This is a genomic window from Saprospiraceae bacterium (genome assembly GCA_016709995.1).
Taxonomy (GTDB): Bacteria; Bacteroidota; Bacteroidia; order Chitinophagales; family Saprospiraceae; genus JADJLQ01.
In genome coordinates, this window is sequence record JADJLQ010000001.1 from 2484622 (window position 1) to 2499054 (window position 14433).

Here is a 14433-nt window from a genome sequence, read left to right on the forward strand (position 1 = left end):
ACCGAACTGACATGGCAGGAAAAACTACTAAATACGTTTTTAATCAGCACACTCTACAGTTTGAAAAATCTGTTGAGCCTATTAAAATAAAACTGGTCAAGATATTTTCATTCCTCTCTACTGCCCTGGTCAGCGGTCTTCTGGTTTTCTTTATCTTTCATAAATACCTGCCATCCCCCAATGAAAAAATATTGGTTTCTGAGTTGGAGACGGTCCAGCAGCATTATGGTGCTATGGCTGACCAATTGGACCTGATGGCTAAAGCCCTGGACAATATCCAAAAAAGAGATGCTGATGTGCACCGCCAGTTGCTGGGTATGGACCCCATCGATGAAGACATCTGGAATGGTGGTAAAGGGGGGCATGACTTGTTAAATGAATTTCGAAATCTGCCTACTACAGGCGAATTGGTAGGCCAAACCGCCAATAAATTATCCCAGTTGGAGCGACAATTGGTGTTACAATCACAATCTCTCGACAAGCTACAAGAATCTGCTTCACATAAAGAAGAAATGCTGGCTTCTATCCCTTCTATCAAACCTGTAAGAGTAGACAAACTGAATCGAAGTCTTAGATTTTTGTCTGGCTTCGGTATGCGATTGCATCCGATTCATAAGATCAGGAAGATGCATACCGGAATAGATTTTTCGGCTCCAAAAGGTACCCCAATCCAGGTCACTGGCAACGGCAGAGTCGTCGAAATTGAAAAAAATTACTCAGGTTATGGCAATTGCGTTAGAGTAGATCACGGTTTTGGTTACCTTACTTTATACGCCCATATGGATCGGGTGGATGTCAAGGTAGGCCAGGAAGTAAAAAAAGGCAATCAGTTAGGAGTGATTGGCAGTACTGGTTCTTCTACTGCACCTCATTGTCATTACGAAGTAAGATATAAAGGCACTCCTATCAATCCAATCAACTTTTGCCTCGATAATCTGACCCCACTAGAATACCAGGAATTGGTAAAACTCTCTGAACAACAGAACCAGTCACTGGATTAAATAGTGTCCCATGTTTAATGATTATATTTATGATCCAGTGATCAAACTGGACGGATATGATCTGTTCTAATTGCAGCTTTCAAGAAACTCAAGACGCAAAATTCTGTTCTTCCTGCGGCCAACAGTTTGGCCCGGCTAAACTTACCATTACGGAATTTATCAAAGACCTCATAGATCATGTATTCAATCTGGATACTTCTTTTTTCAGAACCATTGGCAGGATTTTTATTCCCGGCCAGTTGACACTTGATTATTTTAATGGATACCGCAAGCGATATTATCATCCATTGCGATTGTTTTTCGTCCTTTTGGTTATTCATTTGGGAGTCCTTGGTGGACTCATCCCCTTTGATATTATTTTCAATCAAATCAGCAAACAAACCAATAAGATCCAGACTCAAAATCTGGTCAAATCAGAATTAGAACATTTTGCTGCTAATAGTAAAGACAAAGCGTCCAGGCTAGCCGTAGATAGTATCAAATCCTGGTTCGAAATAGGTCAGGATACCAGTGCCAAAACAGCTAATAATTTGAACGGCAACCTTTCAGTTTTCGGTAGAACCAATATACCATTATCGGATATCATCCTCCTCTCTAACGATTCCCTGGCTTCAAAATATAAGTTGCCCAATTATTGGTTAAAACTAGGATATCGCCAGGTTCAAAAATTTTTATTGGATCCAAAAGCCATGATCAGGTATGTACTGGGCAATATCTCCTGGATGATGATCATTATGGTACCTATGATCGCTTTATTTATGAAACTGCTATTTCGTAGAAAAAGCCGGTTTTATATTGAACATTTATTTTATTTATATCATTGGCATGCAGTTGCTTTTCTCCTTGGGACCTTATTGGTATTCTTCATGAGGAATTATATCCAATACTATGTCGTTCCTTATTTTGGATTGATCATTTTATTCGGCATCATTGCTTGGAAACGATATTATCAACAAGGCTGGCTAAAAACCCTTTTTAAGTTTATGGCGATGGGCTTTGCTTACCTCATGTTGTTTGCATTTTTTCTTTCCCTGACTATGGTTATAAGTTTTGGCTTTTTTTGAACTACTAAGGGAAAAATATACAAATCTGTTTTCGATGCTCCGTCGGATAAATATTCTCTTAGTTTGAAAGATTTCCAATCATTTGCGCCATTTCTAATTCTCCCTTTCTTGTTTGTGAACATAACATTGAACTTATTCAGCGTTTTGAGTATCTGCTTTCAATACTTGAGATGTATATTTTAATACCGGCATTCCAGGATATTTGAAACAACTTACTCCGAAAATCTATATTGGAATCAAACTTTTACGATCTTAGCGCCTTTGTAAGAACCCTCCATCTTAATCAGAAGCAAGCTTTATGCAGTGGGAAACAATCATCGGCCTCGAAATACATATCCAGCTCAATACGCGCACCAAAGCATTCTGTGCTGATGAGGCAAAATTTTCTAATGATCCAAATACCCAGGTCAGTATAGTCTCCCTGGCCCATCCCGGTACCCTGCCCAAATTAAACTCCCAACAAATCGAATCAGCGATCAAACTCGGTCTGGCCATGAATAGTCAGATCAACCAGGCTTCTTATTTCGAGCGCAAACAATATTTTTATCCCGACTTGCCTAAAGGATACCAGATCTCACAGCAAGCGAGTCCAATTTGCATTGGGGGCCATCTCGATTTCGTGACTACAGAAGGCCCAAAGACCATACGCCTACACCATATCCACATGGAAGAAGATGCCGGAAAATCCGTGCATGATACCGATCCAGTCTGGTCCAAGATCGATCTCAACCGGGCAGGTGTCCCCTTGCTTGAGATGGTCACAGAGCCAGATTTTCGCACCGCTGAAGAGGTGTCGGTTTTTTTAACTGACCTGCAGCGATTGGTGAGATATCTTGACATCTCTGATGCCAACATGGAAGAAGGCTCTATGCGCTGTGATGTCAATATTTCAGTTCGCCCCATTGGCACTCAAGAACTCCGTGAAAGATGTGAGGTGAAAAATGTCAATTCGAGACGCTTCGCCCGCAAAGCCATTGAGTTCGAAGTTCAGCGACAAATAGACCTATGGGAAAATGGTCATATTGTCAAAAGGCAAACGATGCAGTTTGTGCCTGAGGAAGGCATCACGACACCGATCCGTCAAAAAGAAGATGCGCATGATTACCGTTATTTTCCAGACCCGGACCTGCCTCCCATTATTATTACTCAGGATAGATTGAATCAGATCAAACTGTCCATCCCGTCACTGCCACAACAATTGCTGGATACCCTCATTAAAGATAAAAATCTGAGCAGATCTGATGCTACAGTATTGATAGAAGATAGATCTATAGCTGAATACTATTTGAAACTGGTCCATGACCATCCCTTTCTAAATAAATCTGCAGCCAATTGGATGATCCAAACTATTCTGCCTCATCTCAAAGATCAAAACAAATCGATTGATCAACTATCCATAACACCAAACAATCTGCTTCTATTACTCTCTACCATACAAGCCGATAAACTCAGTATGAATCAGGCTCATGAAATCTGGCAGGAAGCCCTCCGCAGCCCATCAAAATCCATAGCTGAACTTATATCATTAAAAATATCCTCTGCGCCTGTCCTGGATATATATCTTGTGGTCGAAGAGCTATTCACAGCCTTTCCAACAGAAGCAGCTGAATACAAAAGCGGAAAAAAGAAATTATTAGGATTCTTTTTGGGCGAAGTAAAAAAACGGTATCCAGGAGTGAATGTAAAGGAAGTACAAAGTGTATTGTCTGCTTTGTAAGCGCCACCAACATTAGCTATTTAACATTTGATCACCAGAACTAATTATTGATGATTGAATATATTAATTGATCTCTGATATCCCGATTTTCATGGGCAGCATATATTGCTTAAGGTTTCGATTCAAGATCTTGATATTTTTTACCCATCCGGTTGGCTGCTCCATGTCAAGATTTGGCCCCAAAAAATGAATCTTCAATGCAATATATCCTTTACGATACTTTTTATTCTTCATATGGGTAGCCTCTATCCCATTCACCCAAGTTTTAATAACATTACCAATGGCTTCTATTCTATAATGATCCCAGGTACCAGGTGGGTGCAAGGCAATTTGAGCAGCCTTATTATTTGTCAAAGGGTATAGCCAGTTCCACGTATTTCCAAAGTCGTCATAGATCCCTCCGGTCCAGTTGCGTGTCGGTATATGATCAACCTTGATTTGATAACCGTATAGTCTGACATGGGCAGAATCCGGGGCATTAATAGCTCTAAACAATATGCCATAATAAAATTGAGAATCTCGTTTTGCGTCTAACTCCAAAATAAAGTTTCGATACTTTTCATTTGTTCTTAAAAAAGTATGCTCCCGGGTATTGGCTTTTTGATGAAGTACTATAGCACTATCCAGGACAATGAAAAGCGCTGAGTCTCCAACTTGCTTCCATCCTGAAAAATTCTTGCCATTGAACAGGGGCCTCCAGGGGTCCTGACCATTTAATGAAAAAGTCAAAAAAAGAGCGAATATAAATGGGATTGCACCTGCTTTTTGCCCTGATAAGAATTTGACAACAGATCTCATAGTTTAAAATCACCTAAAATACTTCACCTCATTGAGTCCGCGAGTATCTTTTATCGCGACACTACTTGGCCTCAAATACTTTGAAAGGTGTTTTGTAATTATCCTTGGCTCACGATAAGCAATTTCCAAATCTGCTTTCTCCTTTTCATTCATGAGATAATGGATTTTGAAAGCAATATATCCTTTTCGATATTTATCATCCATCAGATACACTGTTGATATATCATTAAGCCATACTTTTATCTGGTCGCCTATAGCCTCTATGCGTATAGTATTCCATTCTCCCTGTTTTCTCTCGGCATGTTTAGCGTTCTCATCTTTGTCCAATGGATACAACCATTGCAATCCATTGCCAAAATCCAAAAACACACCACCTGTCCACAACCTTGTTTGACTTGGATCTATTTTTACCATATAGCCATACAAATCGTGGAAGGCAGTATCTGGCGCATCAATACTTCTAAACAATATACCGGAATCAATATCAAGATCTCTTCTAAACTGAACTTCGAAGATAAAATTTCGGTACTTCTTATTGGTTCGCACAAATGCATGACGCGAGGTATATGGCGTCATATGCAGTACTATGCTGCTGTCTCTGATCTTTACAATGGCAGGCATACCCAGTATCGACCAGCCTTGTTGTGACCTACCATCAAACAAATACTGCCACTTAGGCTGATGTTGTCCTATGGAATTGATGGAATATAAAAAGAAAGCAAAAAAAGAAATAGCCTTAAACATAATTAATCAGATCGCTGATTCAAAATACGAAATATTTATGCGCATAGGATTAAAAAGGGATAATGTGCCTTAAAGCTTCAATCTCTTAATATCCAGGAAAACCCTAATCGCATATTGGTCCTAAACAGTGGCTCTTCATAAGTTTCATAAAAAGTCTTACCGGCATAATACATAAAATATTCCAGTCCTTCTACTTTAAAAAAGCCTCTAAAATTCTTTAACTGAAAATTGAAGAAAAATTCAACGGAAGGATGCAATGCCACCGCTGCCTTTTCAGAATTGTAGAAATTGCCCAATAAAGGAAAATAAGATTGTGTTTTAAAGGAAGGCAGTACTCGGCTATCCAGGCCGGTCTGTAAAAACATATTATTTTTAAACCAATTGCTCTGATAATAAATCACATTCTGAGTGTACCAGGCCGGAATCCGCATCACATTCTGGTTGGTCGAAAACTGAAAAATCAATTTGTGATGAGAATGAAATTTTCCAAAATCTATAGTCTTGTCCCCATATACTGAGGTAATACTAATTGCGGTTTTCTCCTGGCTGGGAGTCCGGGAAGCATTGAGGTAGATCGTATTGGATATGATAGACTGGTCCAGACCAGACTTAAAACCAATAGCAGCAATGTTTATAGATCCGCCAAGTTGATTCGTAAGCGGTTTATCAAAATTATAATCATAAAGCAGTTGATTATGACTATACAATTTCCTAAACATCCATGGCACCGGCGAACGTTGAAGTATAGCATGTCCTTCGATCGCACCAAGGGTTTTGCTTTCCGCGGAAATTTTTCCATTCAGATAATATTCTCCGAGGTTGTCCAGGATTCCCCACTGCCCCTCGCCATTAAAATGAAATTTACCCGCAATAGTCTGATCATACTCTCCTATAATTGATAGCAGGTTAAGAGTATTCTGAGAGGGTCCCTGATTTATTTTATGCCACTCATGTTTGAGCCCGGCCATTAAATAACTCGACTCTTTAATCAGTCCATCCAGTCTAAATTCATTGACGATCCCATTAGACTTAAAGGTGATATCCTGGGTGTCCCGCACATAATATTGATCATAATATGTCGAATCAATCGAGGATGTTTCATCAAAAAAAGTGTTCGATGAATTTTGCGTAGATATCCTGTGGGTGAATCCCATTTTAGTGCCTTTGACATGTACATTAAATCCATTTTGAATGCTCAAAGACTTATCATTTTGTTTAGTTCTACCATCAATGTAATATTCGTCGATTGTCAACGGGTTACTCCGGTAGGTAGACTGTTTTAGAAAAGCCTCTGCGTTTGGGATACCACCATGGTCCTGTTGACGAATATCATTAAATAAATAACTCAATATAAAATCATAATTTCCTTTAGGTGCATGATACCAAAAATTAACGGCCCCGGTATGATGCTTGGTGATTTGTTGGAGAAAATCGCCTTTGTATTGAATGGTCCTGTACATCAAATTTAGATGCAAGCCATTTTGAAATGTTTTGCCTAGTCGTGGCTCCAACTGCAAATCTTCTTGTCTGAAATTTCTTTGGCCAAACCTGGCGATAAAAAATGGTCTCCTAGATTCGAAGAGCTCCAAATCTTCATATCGTTGTTTATACAAGTCAAAAATATGAGATCCAAGATCGAGACCTTGTCTTTTTTCGTTGTTGAATACCAGCGGCCTGTACGAAGAACCGACATTGCCCAGGTGTGCATAAGGGATCGATTGATACCGTATGACATCATATTGGTGAAAAACATTACTCAAAGTGGTATCTGAGAAAAAAACCGCTTGTTTTAATTTAAAGGGAGAATAATATAATATAGTATCTGGCGGCTCATCTGTAAGCTCCTCTTGTTCTGTGCTATCGACTAACTGATCATTCGGATTTCGGGGAAAACCACCCGGGTTAGGGCGCTGTGCGACTAAAGTCATCCCGACCAAAACCATCAAGCTGATCAAATAATAGATTCTCGTCAATGGATAGGATTCAAAGTTTGTTTTAAATTAATAAGTACCAGCCTATGGTTATGTCCTTTTAATCCATGAAGTAATGCGCCCATAATAAAAGTTTATTCACTTTTATTTTCAAAAATAACCGGATTAATACCCATTGCAGAAAATCCTCCGTCGTGAAATAGATTTTGCATGGTGACCATACGGGTAAGATCAGAAAACAGGGTGACGCAATAATTAGCACAATCCAAAGCTGATGCATTGCCTAGAGGTGACATATTCTGAGCATAATCAAAAAACTCCTGAAATCCTTTTACACCACTGCCAGCCGTCGTCCAGGTGGGCGATTGCGAGATCGTATTGACTCTGATCTTTTTTTGTACACCCAGGTGATACCCAAAACTTCTGCCAATAGATTCCAACAAAGCCTTAGCATCTGCCATTTCATTATAATCGGGAAATACTCTTTGGGCTGCGATGTAGGTAAGTCCCAGGATAGAACCCCAGTCAGCAATACTGTCATTTTTCAAGGCTACTTGCATCATGCGATGAAAGGAGATTGCAGAGATATCCATGGTTTTTAACATCCATTCATAATTGAGATCCGTATAATGTTTGCCCTTGCGCACATTGATAGACATCCCAATGGAATGAAGTACAAAATCTAATTTTCCTCCCAGCACTTCGGTAGAAGTAGTAAATAATTTGGTCAGGTCGTCCATCGAGGTAGCATCTGCCGGTATTACCTGGGCATTCAATTTTTCTGCCAGTTCATTGATTTTACCAAATCGCATGGCTACCGGTGCATTGGTTAATGTGATCGTAGCACCTTCTTCAACCACTCTTTCAGCCACTTTCCAAGCAATGGACTGTTCGTCCAAAGCTCCAAATATGATACCTTTTTTACCTTTTAAAAGTTGATTTGACATATTGTTTATTTTATTCAATTTCGATTAATTCTTTTGCATTTTTAACGGCAGCCGCACTCGGAGGATTACTGCTCAACATCGTAGCAATAGCCTGTATTCTTTCAGATTTATTGAGTCGCTTTACCTGGGCGACTGTCTTCTCAGCACTATCATCCTTATATACATAATAATGCACCTCCCCCTTGGAAGCTATTTGGGGTGAATGTGTAATACAAATCACCTGATGTTTTTCTGCCAGCTCCTTTAAGATCTGCCCCATCTTAAGCGCTACATCCCCGGAGATACCAATATCAATCTCATCAAAAATCAAACTAGGCAAGGGAATTGCCTGGGCTACCAGCGATTTTGTCACCAGGTTAAACCGGGCCAGCTCACCCCCAGACGCAATATTTTTTATTGGGAGAAAAGCCCCTCCCTTGTTTGTGGCAAGTAATATCTCCATCTCATCACTTCCGGTCAGATTAAAAGTATCGGTAGTTTTCAAATTGATCTGTACACGGGTTTGTTCCATACCCAATGGATGAATCAACTGATAAATTTTCTCTATGAATCCCGGGATTACGCCCAATCTTCGTTCATGAAGACCCTCTGCCATTGATTGAAGCTTAGCCCGTTTTTTAACGATCTCTTTTTCCAGACCAGCGATTTTAGAAGCCAGGTCATCCGTAAAAGAGAGTTTTTGCTGGAATGATTCTTTTAAGTCGATGAGTTTGTCCGCATGATCCAGTTTGTGTTTGTGCATCATTTTGTACAAAACATGAAGTCGCTCTTCTATTGCATTCAACCTGATCGGGCTACCGTCTACCTGATCATATATGGTCCGGCATTCGTCGCTTACATCCTCCAGTTCAATGGTCACAGAATTTAACCTTTCTGCTAATTTTTCCAATCCTGTGTGATATTGCCCTAAATGTTGGATTCTTTTGGACAAATCATTTAATATATTGAGGACTGCCCGATCATCCTCTGCTACACTGGAGACAAATAGTCCCGTAACTTCTTTTATTTCATTGGCATGAGATAGTTCTTTTTGTTCGGTTTCTAAAGTATCCAGCTCACCTGGACGGAGATCGAGCTCATCCAATTCGTTAAATTGAAACTTGATAAATTCCTCCTCTTGCTGCTGCCGATTCAATTGTTCAGTCCAGGCTTCAAGTTGCTGTCTGGCTTGCTGGTAAGACTTGAAGATCAACTGGTATTCAGCGAGTATAGACTTGTTGGCTGCCAGTGCGTCAATCATCTTAAGTTGAGTAGATACCTGGTAAATATCGAGCGTGTCAAATTGCTGATGGATATCTATCAAGGCATTGCTGATCGTCTGTAGTATATCCAGGTTGACAGGAGTGTCATTGATAAAAGCGCGTGATTTGCCTTGTGGTGAGATCTCCCTTCGGATGATGAGGTCTTGATCAAAATCCAGGTCGTGAAGCTCAAAAAATGGCTCGAGGTCTTTGTTTTCCAGTTTAAATTCAGCTTCCACTATGCATTTATCCTGCAGATCACCGATTGATTTAGTGTCAGCTCTTTGACCCAACACCAGGTTGAGAGCGCCGAGCAAGATGGACTTGCCTGCCCCTGTTTCGCCTGTAATCACGATCAGGTGAGGAGTGAATTCAAGCTCCACATCTTTGATAATAGCATAATTATGGATTTTCAACCTTTTGATCAAAACATGTATCGATTAAGCCGCAAAGGTAATGATTAGGGGTGACCGATCAATAAGTCCTTATGATAATAAAGTGTTTTCCCCTTTTTAAGTACCCAGGAGGTCCAAAGAATAAAAAATGATTTTTGAGCAACCTTTTTGATGATTAATTACCTTTGTCAGGATATGCGATCCAGTGCAAGGCAATTAGCTTCTTTTCTCAATGCTACAATAGATGGAGATCCGGATGTAGAAGTGACTCATCCGAGCAAAATCGAAGAAGCCGGCCCGGGCAGTGTCAGCTTTATTGGTAATCCCAAGTATGAGCCATTTGCCTACACCACTGGGGCATCCATATTGGTAGTTTCTAACGATTTTACGCCTCAGCAACCTCTTCATGCTACCTTGCTGAGAGTGCCTAATGTATATCAGAGCCTAAGCACTTTACTGAGTCATTTTCAATCCAATGGTCATCCAAGTGGCATCTCTGAGCTCGCTCTGATAGATCCGACTGCAGTTTTGGGTGAAAAAGTATCATTGGCAGCCCATTGTGTGATAGAGCAAAATGTATCTATCGGAGATCAGTCAATTTTATATCCGCAAGTGTATATAAGTCATGATGTAATCATAGGCAAAAATTGTATCCTGCACTCAGGAGTAAAAGTACATGCAGGTTGTGTCATTGGGGATGAGGTCGTCATTCAAGCCAATTCTGTGATTGGCAGTGAAGGATTTGGATTTGTGCAAAATGCTCAAGGTCAATATGAGAAAATGCCACAATTAGGCAATGTAGTACTTCAAAATCAAGTTGAGATCGGTGCAAATTGTACTATTGACCGAGGGACCATGGGTAGCACGTTGATCAAATACGGCTGTAAACTCGACAATTTGATTCATGTTGCACATAATGTAGAGATTGGCGAAAATACGGTCATCGCCGCTCAGACTGGCATAGCTGGAAGTACTAAGATAGGTGCAAGATGCAGGATTGGGGGCCAGGTAGGCTTTGCCGGTCATATTCAGGTGCCTGACGATACCCAGATTCAAGCTCAAAGTGGGGTCATGTCTGTCCACCCTGAGCCTGGTCAGAAACTCTTCGGCTCTCCGGCAATACCCTATTTTGATTATCTAAAATCTTACGCTATCTTTAAAAATCTGCCTGATTTGGCTCGCAGAATGAGAGAATTAGAAAAAAGGTTTAAGTCTTGATAGAATGATTATTTGATAAAAATATTCTATCCAATAAAAACTCTTTTAATTGCTTGTTTTTTTTAACTTAATTTTGCTTTTCATTAAGATAAGTTCAGAGACTTGTGTCGTTTTAGTTGTTCTCTTCTTGATGAATATAGGCAGGTAGATTATGAAGCAGTGTACATTATCCGAAGATTGTGTTTTTGAAGGAATCGGGCTCCACACCGGTAAGCTGGCTACTATGACAGTAAAAGCAGCACCTGTCAACCATGGTATTAGATTTCAGCGAGTTGACTTGCCTGACAAGCCTATATTGCCTGCAGATGTCAATCGGGTGATTTCAACTAATAGAGGCACTACCATCAAATCCGGCGAAGGCCAGGTCAGCACAGTAGAGCATATACTTTCTGCACTGGCAGGGTTAGGCATAGACAATGTGCTTATTGAGATTGATGGCCCTGAAGTTCCGATAATGGATGGCAGTGCGAGACCGTTTACTAGGGCATTCCAAAAGGCCGGTATTGAACCTCAATCTTTGGACAAGGACTATCTGGAAATCACAGAAGCGGTATCTTTCAAAGATGAACTCAGCGGCACTGAGCTTATTGCCGTACCTTCAGACAAATTTGAAGTCACTGCAATGATTGATTTTAAATCCCCTTTTTTAGGCCAGCAGTTTGCCAGTTTGAGTGATCTTTCAGAATATGAGACCCAAATAGCTCCTTGTCGCACTTTTGTGTTTCTTAGGGAAATTGAAAAACTGGCCAATGAAAATCTCATTAAAGGAGGTGATCTTAATAATGCCATCGTCATCGTTGATCGATTGATGACACAGCCAGAGTTGGATGATCTGGCGACCAAACTCAATAAGCCTTCGGTCAAAGTAGAAAAGGAAGGCATATTGAATACCGTAGAGTTACAGTTTTCAAATGAAGCTGCCCGCCACAAAATATTGGATATCATTGGTGACCTGGCTTTGGTTGGAAAGCCTATAAAAGCCAAAATATTGGCCAACAAACCCGGCCATACAGCCAATGTAGAATTTGCCAAACTTCTTAAAAAAAAGTATCATGAGCTCCGCAAACTCAAAGGCAAACCCATCTACAACCCGGACGAGCCCCCTTTGATGGATGTTCAAAAGATCCAATCGATTATGCCCCACAGGCACCCTTTTTTATTGATTGACAAGATTATTGAACTGGATGATCAGCATGTAGTCGGAATCAAAAATATCACATTTACAGAAGCATGCTTTGCCGGACATTTTCCGGATAATCCTATATTCCCCGGAGTACTTCAGATTGAAGCACTTGCTCAGACCGGAGGAATACTCGCTATCTCTCAGCAACCCGATCCTGGCAATTGGGACACTTATTTCATCAAAATAGACAATACAAAATTTAAACATAAAGTAATGCCCGGGGATACCCTCATACTAAAAATGGAACTCATGTCCCCTATACGCAGAGGTATCGTCCAAATGATGGGTACCGCATATGTAGGTAATAAGATCGTATCTGAAGGCGAGCTCACAGCTCAGATCGTCCGCAGAGAATCAAACCCAATATAACCATGGAAGTATTAACCCAATACCATTTAAGTAATGTCCATCCTGATGCCCGGATTGGCAAAAATGTTCACATCTCTCCATTCGTCACCATCGAAGCAGATGTAGAAATTGGTGACAATACCTGGATAGGCCCAAATGTGTGCATATTAGATGGTACCCGTCTGGGTGAAAATTGCAAGATATTTCCAGGAGCCGTGCTGGGTGCTGCCCCTCAGGACTTGAAGTTTAGAGGAGAGCAATCCTTGCTTGAGATTGGCAATCATGTGACTATCAGAGAATATTGCACCCTCAATCGTGGGACTGAAGCTAATTGGACCACCACCATAAAAGATCATTGCCTGCTCATGGCATATGTGCACGTAGCACATGACTGTATACTTGAAGAACATGTCATTTTGGCCAATAATGTGACTCTAGCGGGCCATATTCATATCGGCAAATATGCTATTCTGGGCGGATTATCTGCTGTACACCAGTTTGTCAATATTGGTGACCATGCTATGGTAGGTGGAGGATCTTTGGTCCGCAAAGATGTTCCTCCTTATATAAAAGCTGCCAGAGAACCAATCTCCTATGCAGGTATTAATGGTATAGGACTAAAAAGAAGAGGTTTTTCTCCTGAATCAATCAAATCGATTCAGGATGCCTATCGGTACTTATTCGTCAAAGGCTATAATACTTCTCAGGCACTCGAACTCATAGATCAAAACATCCCATCGTCTCTGGAGAAATCTAAAATCATTGATTTTGTTCGTTCTTCTGAAAGAGGCATTATGAAAGGGTTTCGTCAGTTATATACCAATGGAAGTAAGGATTGACCAACTTGGAAAAAGGTATCAGCATGGCTGGGTGTTCAAAGATCTTTCCTACATATTTAAATCAGACAATATATACGGCGTTGCGGGTCGAAATGGCAGTGGCAAGTCAACCTTTTTAAAGATTATCTCTGGTTTACTTTCTCCATCTAAAGGCAGGATCGAATATCTCATCGACGGCCGTCTGGAGTTAAGAGAAAATATCTACTCAAAAGTTAACATTGCAGCTCCCTATACAGATCTCATCGAAGAACTTGACCTCCGTGAAATGATCCGATTCCATACAAAGTTTAAACACTCTCCTGTGCTGACTACTGCCGGTCAATGGCTTGAAATGTTAGAACTTTCCAATGTCAGCTCAAGGCCATTATTGCAGTTTTCTTCCGGTATGAAACAACGTGTTAAACTAGGATTGGCCCTTTATTCGTCAGGTGATATATTATTATTGGACGAGCCGACCTCTAATCTGGATGATGCTGCCAAAGCGTGGTTTTTTACCCATCTCGCAAAACTGCGAAAAGACAAATTGATATTGATCGCCTCCAACGAAGCCGAAGACTTTAAGTATTGTGCTGAAATTCTCCGTCTTGATTAAGAGATTCTTTGAGCTTCATCATATCAGCCTTGAGATGAATTAATTTTTGAAGCAGAGCCTGCCTTTGTTTTATAAGATCTTTATTTTGCCTTATTTCATTTTTGGCACCTTCGATTGTAAATCCACGATTTTTTACCAGGTCAAAAATGAGTTGCAATTGCTCTATGTTTTCTTTGGTAAACCGCCTATCGCCCTTACTGTTTTTATGCGGCTTGAGCATACTAAATTCAGTCTCCCAATATCTGATCAAGGACTTGGATACCCCAAACATATCAGCCACCTCTCCGATACTATAGTACAGTTTTTCATCTTTTAGCAGTGGTAACATGTTCATCAGAATAACGGGTTTTGATCACGATTATGATACAAAATCCAAATCTAAGGTAATAATTTTCAATTAGCTTAAGGCAAATTG

General features: G+C 40.4%; 13 protein-coding genes. 7 read left to right on the top strand and 6 right to left on the bottom strand.

Annotated features, from left to right (window positions below):
• Positions 1–11: 11 nt before the first annotated feature.
• The 3 genes from IPJ09_10515 (at position 12) to gatB (ending at position 3782) form a co-directional block, all read left to right on the top strand.
• Entirely contained in the window at positions 12–1001 is a 990-nt protein-coding gene (locus tag IPJ09_10515) for a M23 family metallopeptidase (GenBank protein MBK7371853.1), read from the top strand.
• A gap of 56 nt (positions 1002–1057) precedes the next feature.
• Entirely contained in the window at positions 1058–2065 is a 1008-nt protein-coding gene (locus IPJ09_10520; protein MBK7371854.1) for a DUF3667 domain-containing protein, read from the top strand.
• Between the two features lie 298 nt (positions 2066–2363).
• Positions 2364–3782 (top strand): Asp-tRNA(Asn)/Glu-tRNA(Gln) amidotransferase subunit GatB, encoded by a 1419-nt coding sequence (gatB, locus tag IPJ09_10525; GenBank protein MBK7371855.1) that lies wholly within the window; start codon positions 2364–2366, stop codon positions 3780–3782.
• Positions 3783–3845: 63 nt separating this feature from the next.
• Here gatB and IPJ09_10530 read toward each other — a convergent pair whose 3' ends face one another.
• The 5 genes from IPJ09_10530 to recN all read right to left on the bottom strand — a co-directional run bounded on the left by IPJ09_10530 (position 3846) and on the right by recN (position 9871).
• Positions 3846–4580 carry a DUF1080 domain-containing protein gene (locus IPJ09_10530; GenBank protein MBK7371856.1) on the bottom strand — a complete coding sequence of 245 codons (735 nt, stop codon included), beginning with the start codon at positions 4578–4580 and terminating at the stop codon, positions 3846–3848.
• 9 nt (positions 4581–4589) lie between these two features.
• Complete coding sequence (locus tag IPJ09_10535; protein MBK7371857.1) at positions 4590–5324, bottom strand: DUF1080 domain-containing protein; 735 nt, start codon at positions 5322–5324, stop codon at positions 4590–4592.
• Between the two features lie 77 nt (positions 5325–5401).
• On the bottom strand, positions 5402–7297 hold the full coding sequence (locus IPJ09_10540) for a hypothetical protein (protein MBK7371858.1): 1896 nt from the start codon (positions 7295–7297) through the stop codon (positions 5402–5404).
• A 92-nt stretch (positions 7298–7389) separates the two neighbouring features.
• Positions 7390–8202 (bottom strand): SDR family oxidoreductase, encoded by an 813-nt coding sequence (locus IPJ09_10545; GenBank protein MBK7371859.1) that lies wholly within the window; start codon positions 8200–8202, stop codon positions 7390–7392.
• Positions 8203–8212: 10 nt separating this feature from the next.
• On the bottom strand, positions 8213–9871 hold the full coding sequence (gene recN / locus IPJ09_10550) for a DNA repair protein RecN (protein MBK7371860.1): 1659 nt from the start codon (positions 9869–9871) through the stop codon (positions 8213–8215).
• A gap of 162 nt (positions 9872–10033) precedes the next feature.
• On the opposite strand from recN, the gene lpxD reads away from it, so the two are divergent.
• From lpxD to IPJ09_10570, 4 genes are all read left to right on the top strand, one after another.
• Positions 10034–11056, top strand: coding sequence for a UDP-3-O-(3-hydroxymyristoyl)glucosamine N-acyltransferase (gene lpxD, locus IPJ09_10555; protein ID MBK7371861.1), 1023 nt, complete (start codon positions 10034–10036; stop codon positions 11054–11056).
• 151 nt (positions 11057–11207) lie between these two features.
• Positions 11208–12608 (top strand): bifunctional UDP-3-O-[3-hydroxymyristoyl] N-acetylglucosamine deacetylase/3-hydroxyacyl-ACP dehydratase, encoded by a 1401-nt coding sequence (locus IPJ09_10560; GenBank protein MBK7371862.1) that lies wholly within the window; start codon positions 11208–11210, stop codon positions 12606–12608.
• Between the two features lie 2 nt (positions 12609–12610).
• Positions 12611–13426, top strand: a complete 816-nt coding sequence (gene lpxA / locus IPJ09_10565; GenBank protein MBK7371863.1) for an acyl-ACP--UDP-N-acetylglucosamine O-acyltransferase — start codon at positions 12611–12613, stop codon at positions 13424–13426.
• Complete coding sequence (locus IPJ09_10570; protein ID MBK7371864.1) at positions 13410–14018, top strand: ABC transporter ATP-binding protein; 609 nt, start codon at positions 13410–13412, stop codon at positions 14016–14018. The genes lpxA and IPJ09_10570 overlap by 17 nt, the downstream gene beginning before the upstream one ends.
• Here the strand turns inward: IPJ09_10570 and IPJ09_10575 are convergent.
• Positions 13984–14346, bottom strand: coding sequence for a MerR family transcriptional regulator (locus tag IPJ09_10575; GenBank protein ID MBK7371865.1), 363 nt, complete (start codon positions 14344–14346; stop codon positions 13984–13986). The two genes, IPJ09_10570 and IPJ09_10575, sit on opposite strands and share 35 nt — an antisense overlap.
• Between the last annotated feature and the right edge of the window lie 87 nt (positions 14347–14433).

Excerpts from the sequence above, each read along its gene's own strand:
- gatB (MBK7371855.1), top strand. The coding sequence starts at position 2,364 with ATGCAGTGGGAAACAATCATCGGCCTCGAAATACATATCCAGCTCAAT.
- lpxD (MBK7371861.1), top strand. The coding sequence starts at position 10,034 with ATGCGATCCAGTGCAAGGCAATTAGCTTCTTTTCTCAATGCTACAATA.
- IPJ09_10570 (MBK7371864.1), top strand. The coding sequence starts at position 13,410 with ATGGAAGTAAGGATTGACCAACTTGGAAAAAGGTATCAGCATGGCTGG.
- lpxA (MBK7371863.1), top strand. The coding sequence starts at position 12,611 with ATGGAAGTATTAACCCAATACCATTTAAGTAATGTCCATCCTGATGCC.
- IPJ09_10560 (MBK7371862.1), top strand. The coding sequence starts at position 11,208 with ATGAAGCAGTGTACATTATCCGAAGATTGTGTTTTTGAAGGAATCGGG.
- IPJ09_10530 (MBK7371856.1), bottom strand. The coding sequence starts at position 4,580 with ATGAGATCTGTTGTCAAATTCTTATCAGGGCAAAAAGCAGGTGCAATC.
- IPJ09_10545 (MBK7371859.1), bottom strand. The coding sequence starts at position 8,202 with ATGTCAAATCAACTTTTAAAAGGTAAAAAAGGTATCATATTTGGAGCT.
- IPJ09_10520 (MBK7371854.1), top strand. The coding sequence starts at position 1,058 with ATGATCTGTTCTAATTGCAGCTTTCAAGAAACTCAAGACGCAAAATTC.
- IPJ09_10575 (MBK7371865.1), bottom strand. The coding sequence starts at position 14,346 with ATGTTACCACTGCTAAAAGATGAAAAACTGTACTATAGTATCGGAGAG.
- IPJ09_10535 (MBK7371857.1), bottom strand. The coding sequence starts at position 5,324 with ATGTTTAAGGCTATTTCTTTTTTTGCTTTCTTTTTATATTCCATCAAT.
- IPJ09_10515 (MBK7371853.1), top strand. The coding sequence starts at position 12 with ATGGCAGGAAAAACTACTAAATACGTTTTTAATCAGCACACTCTACAG.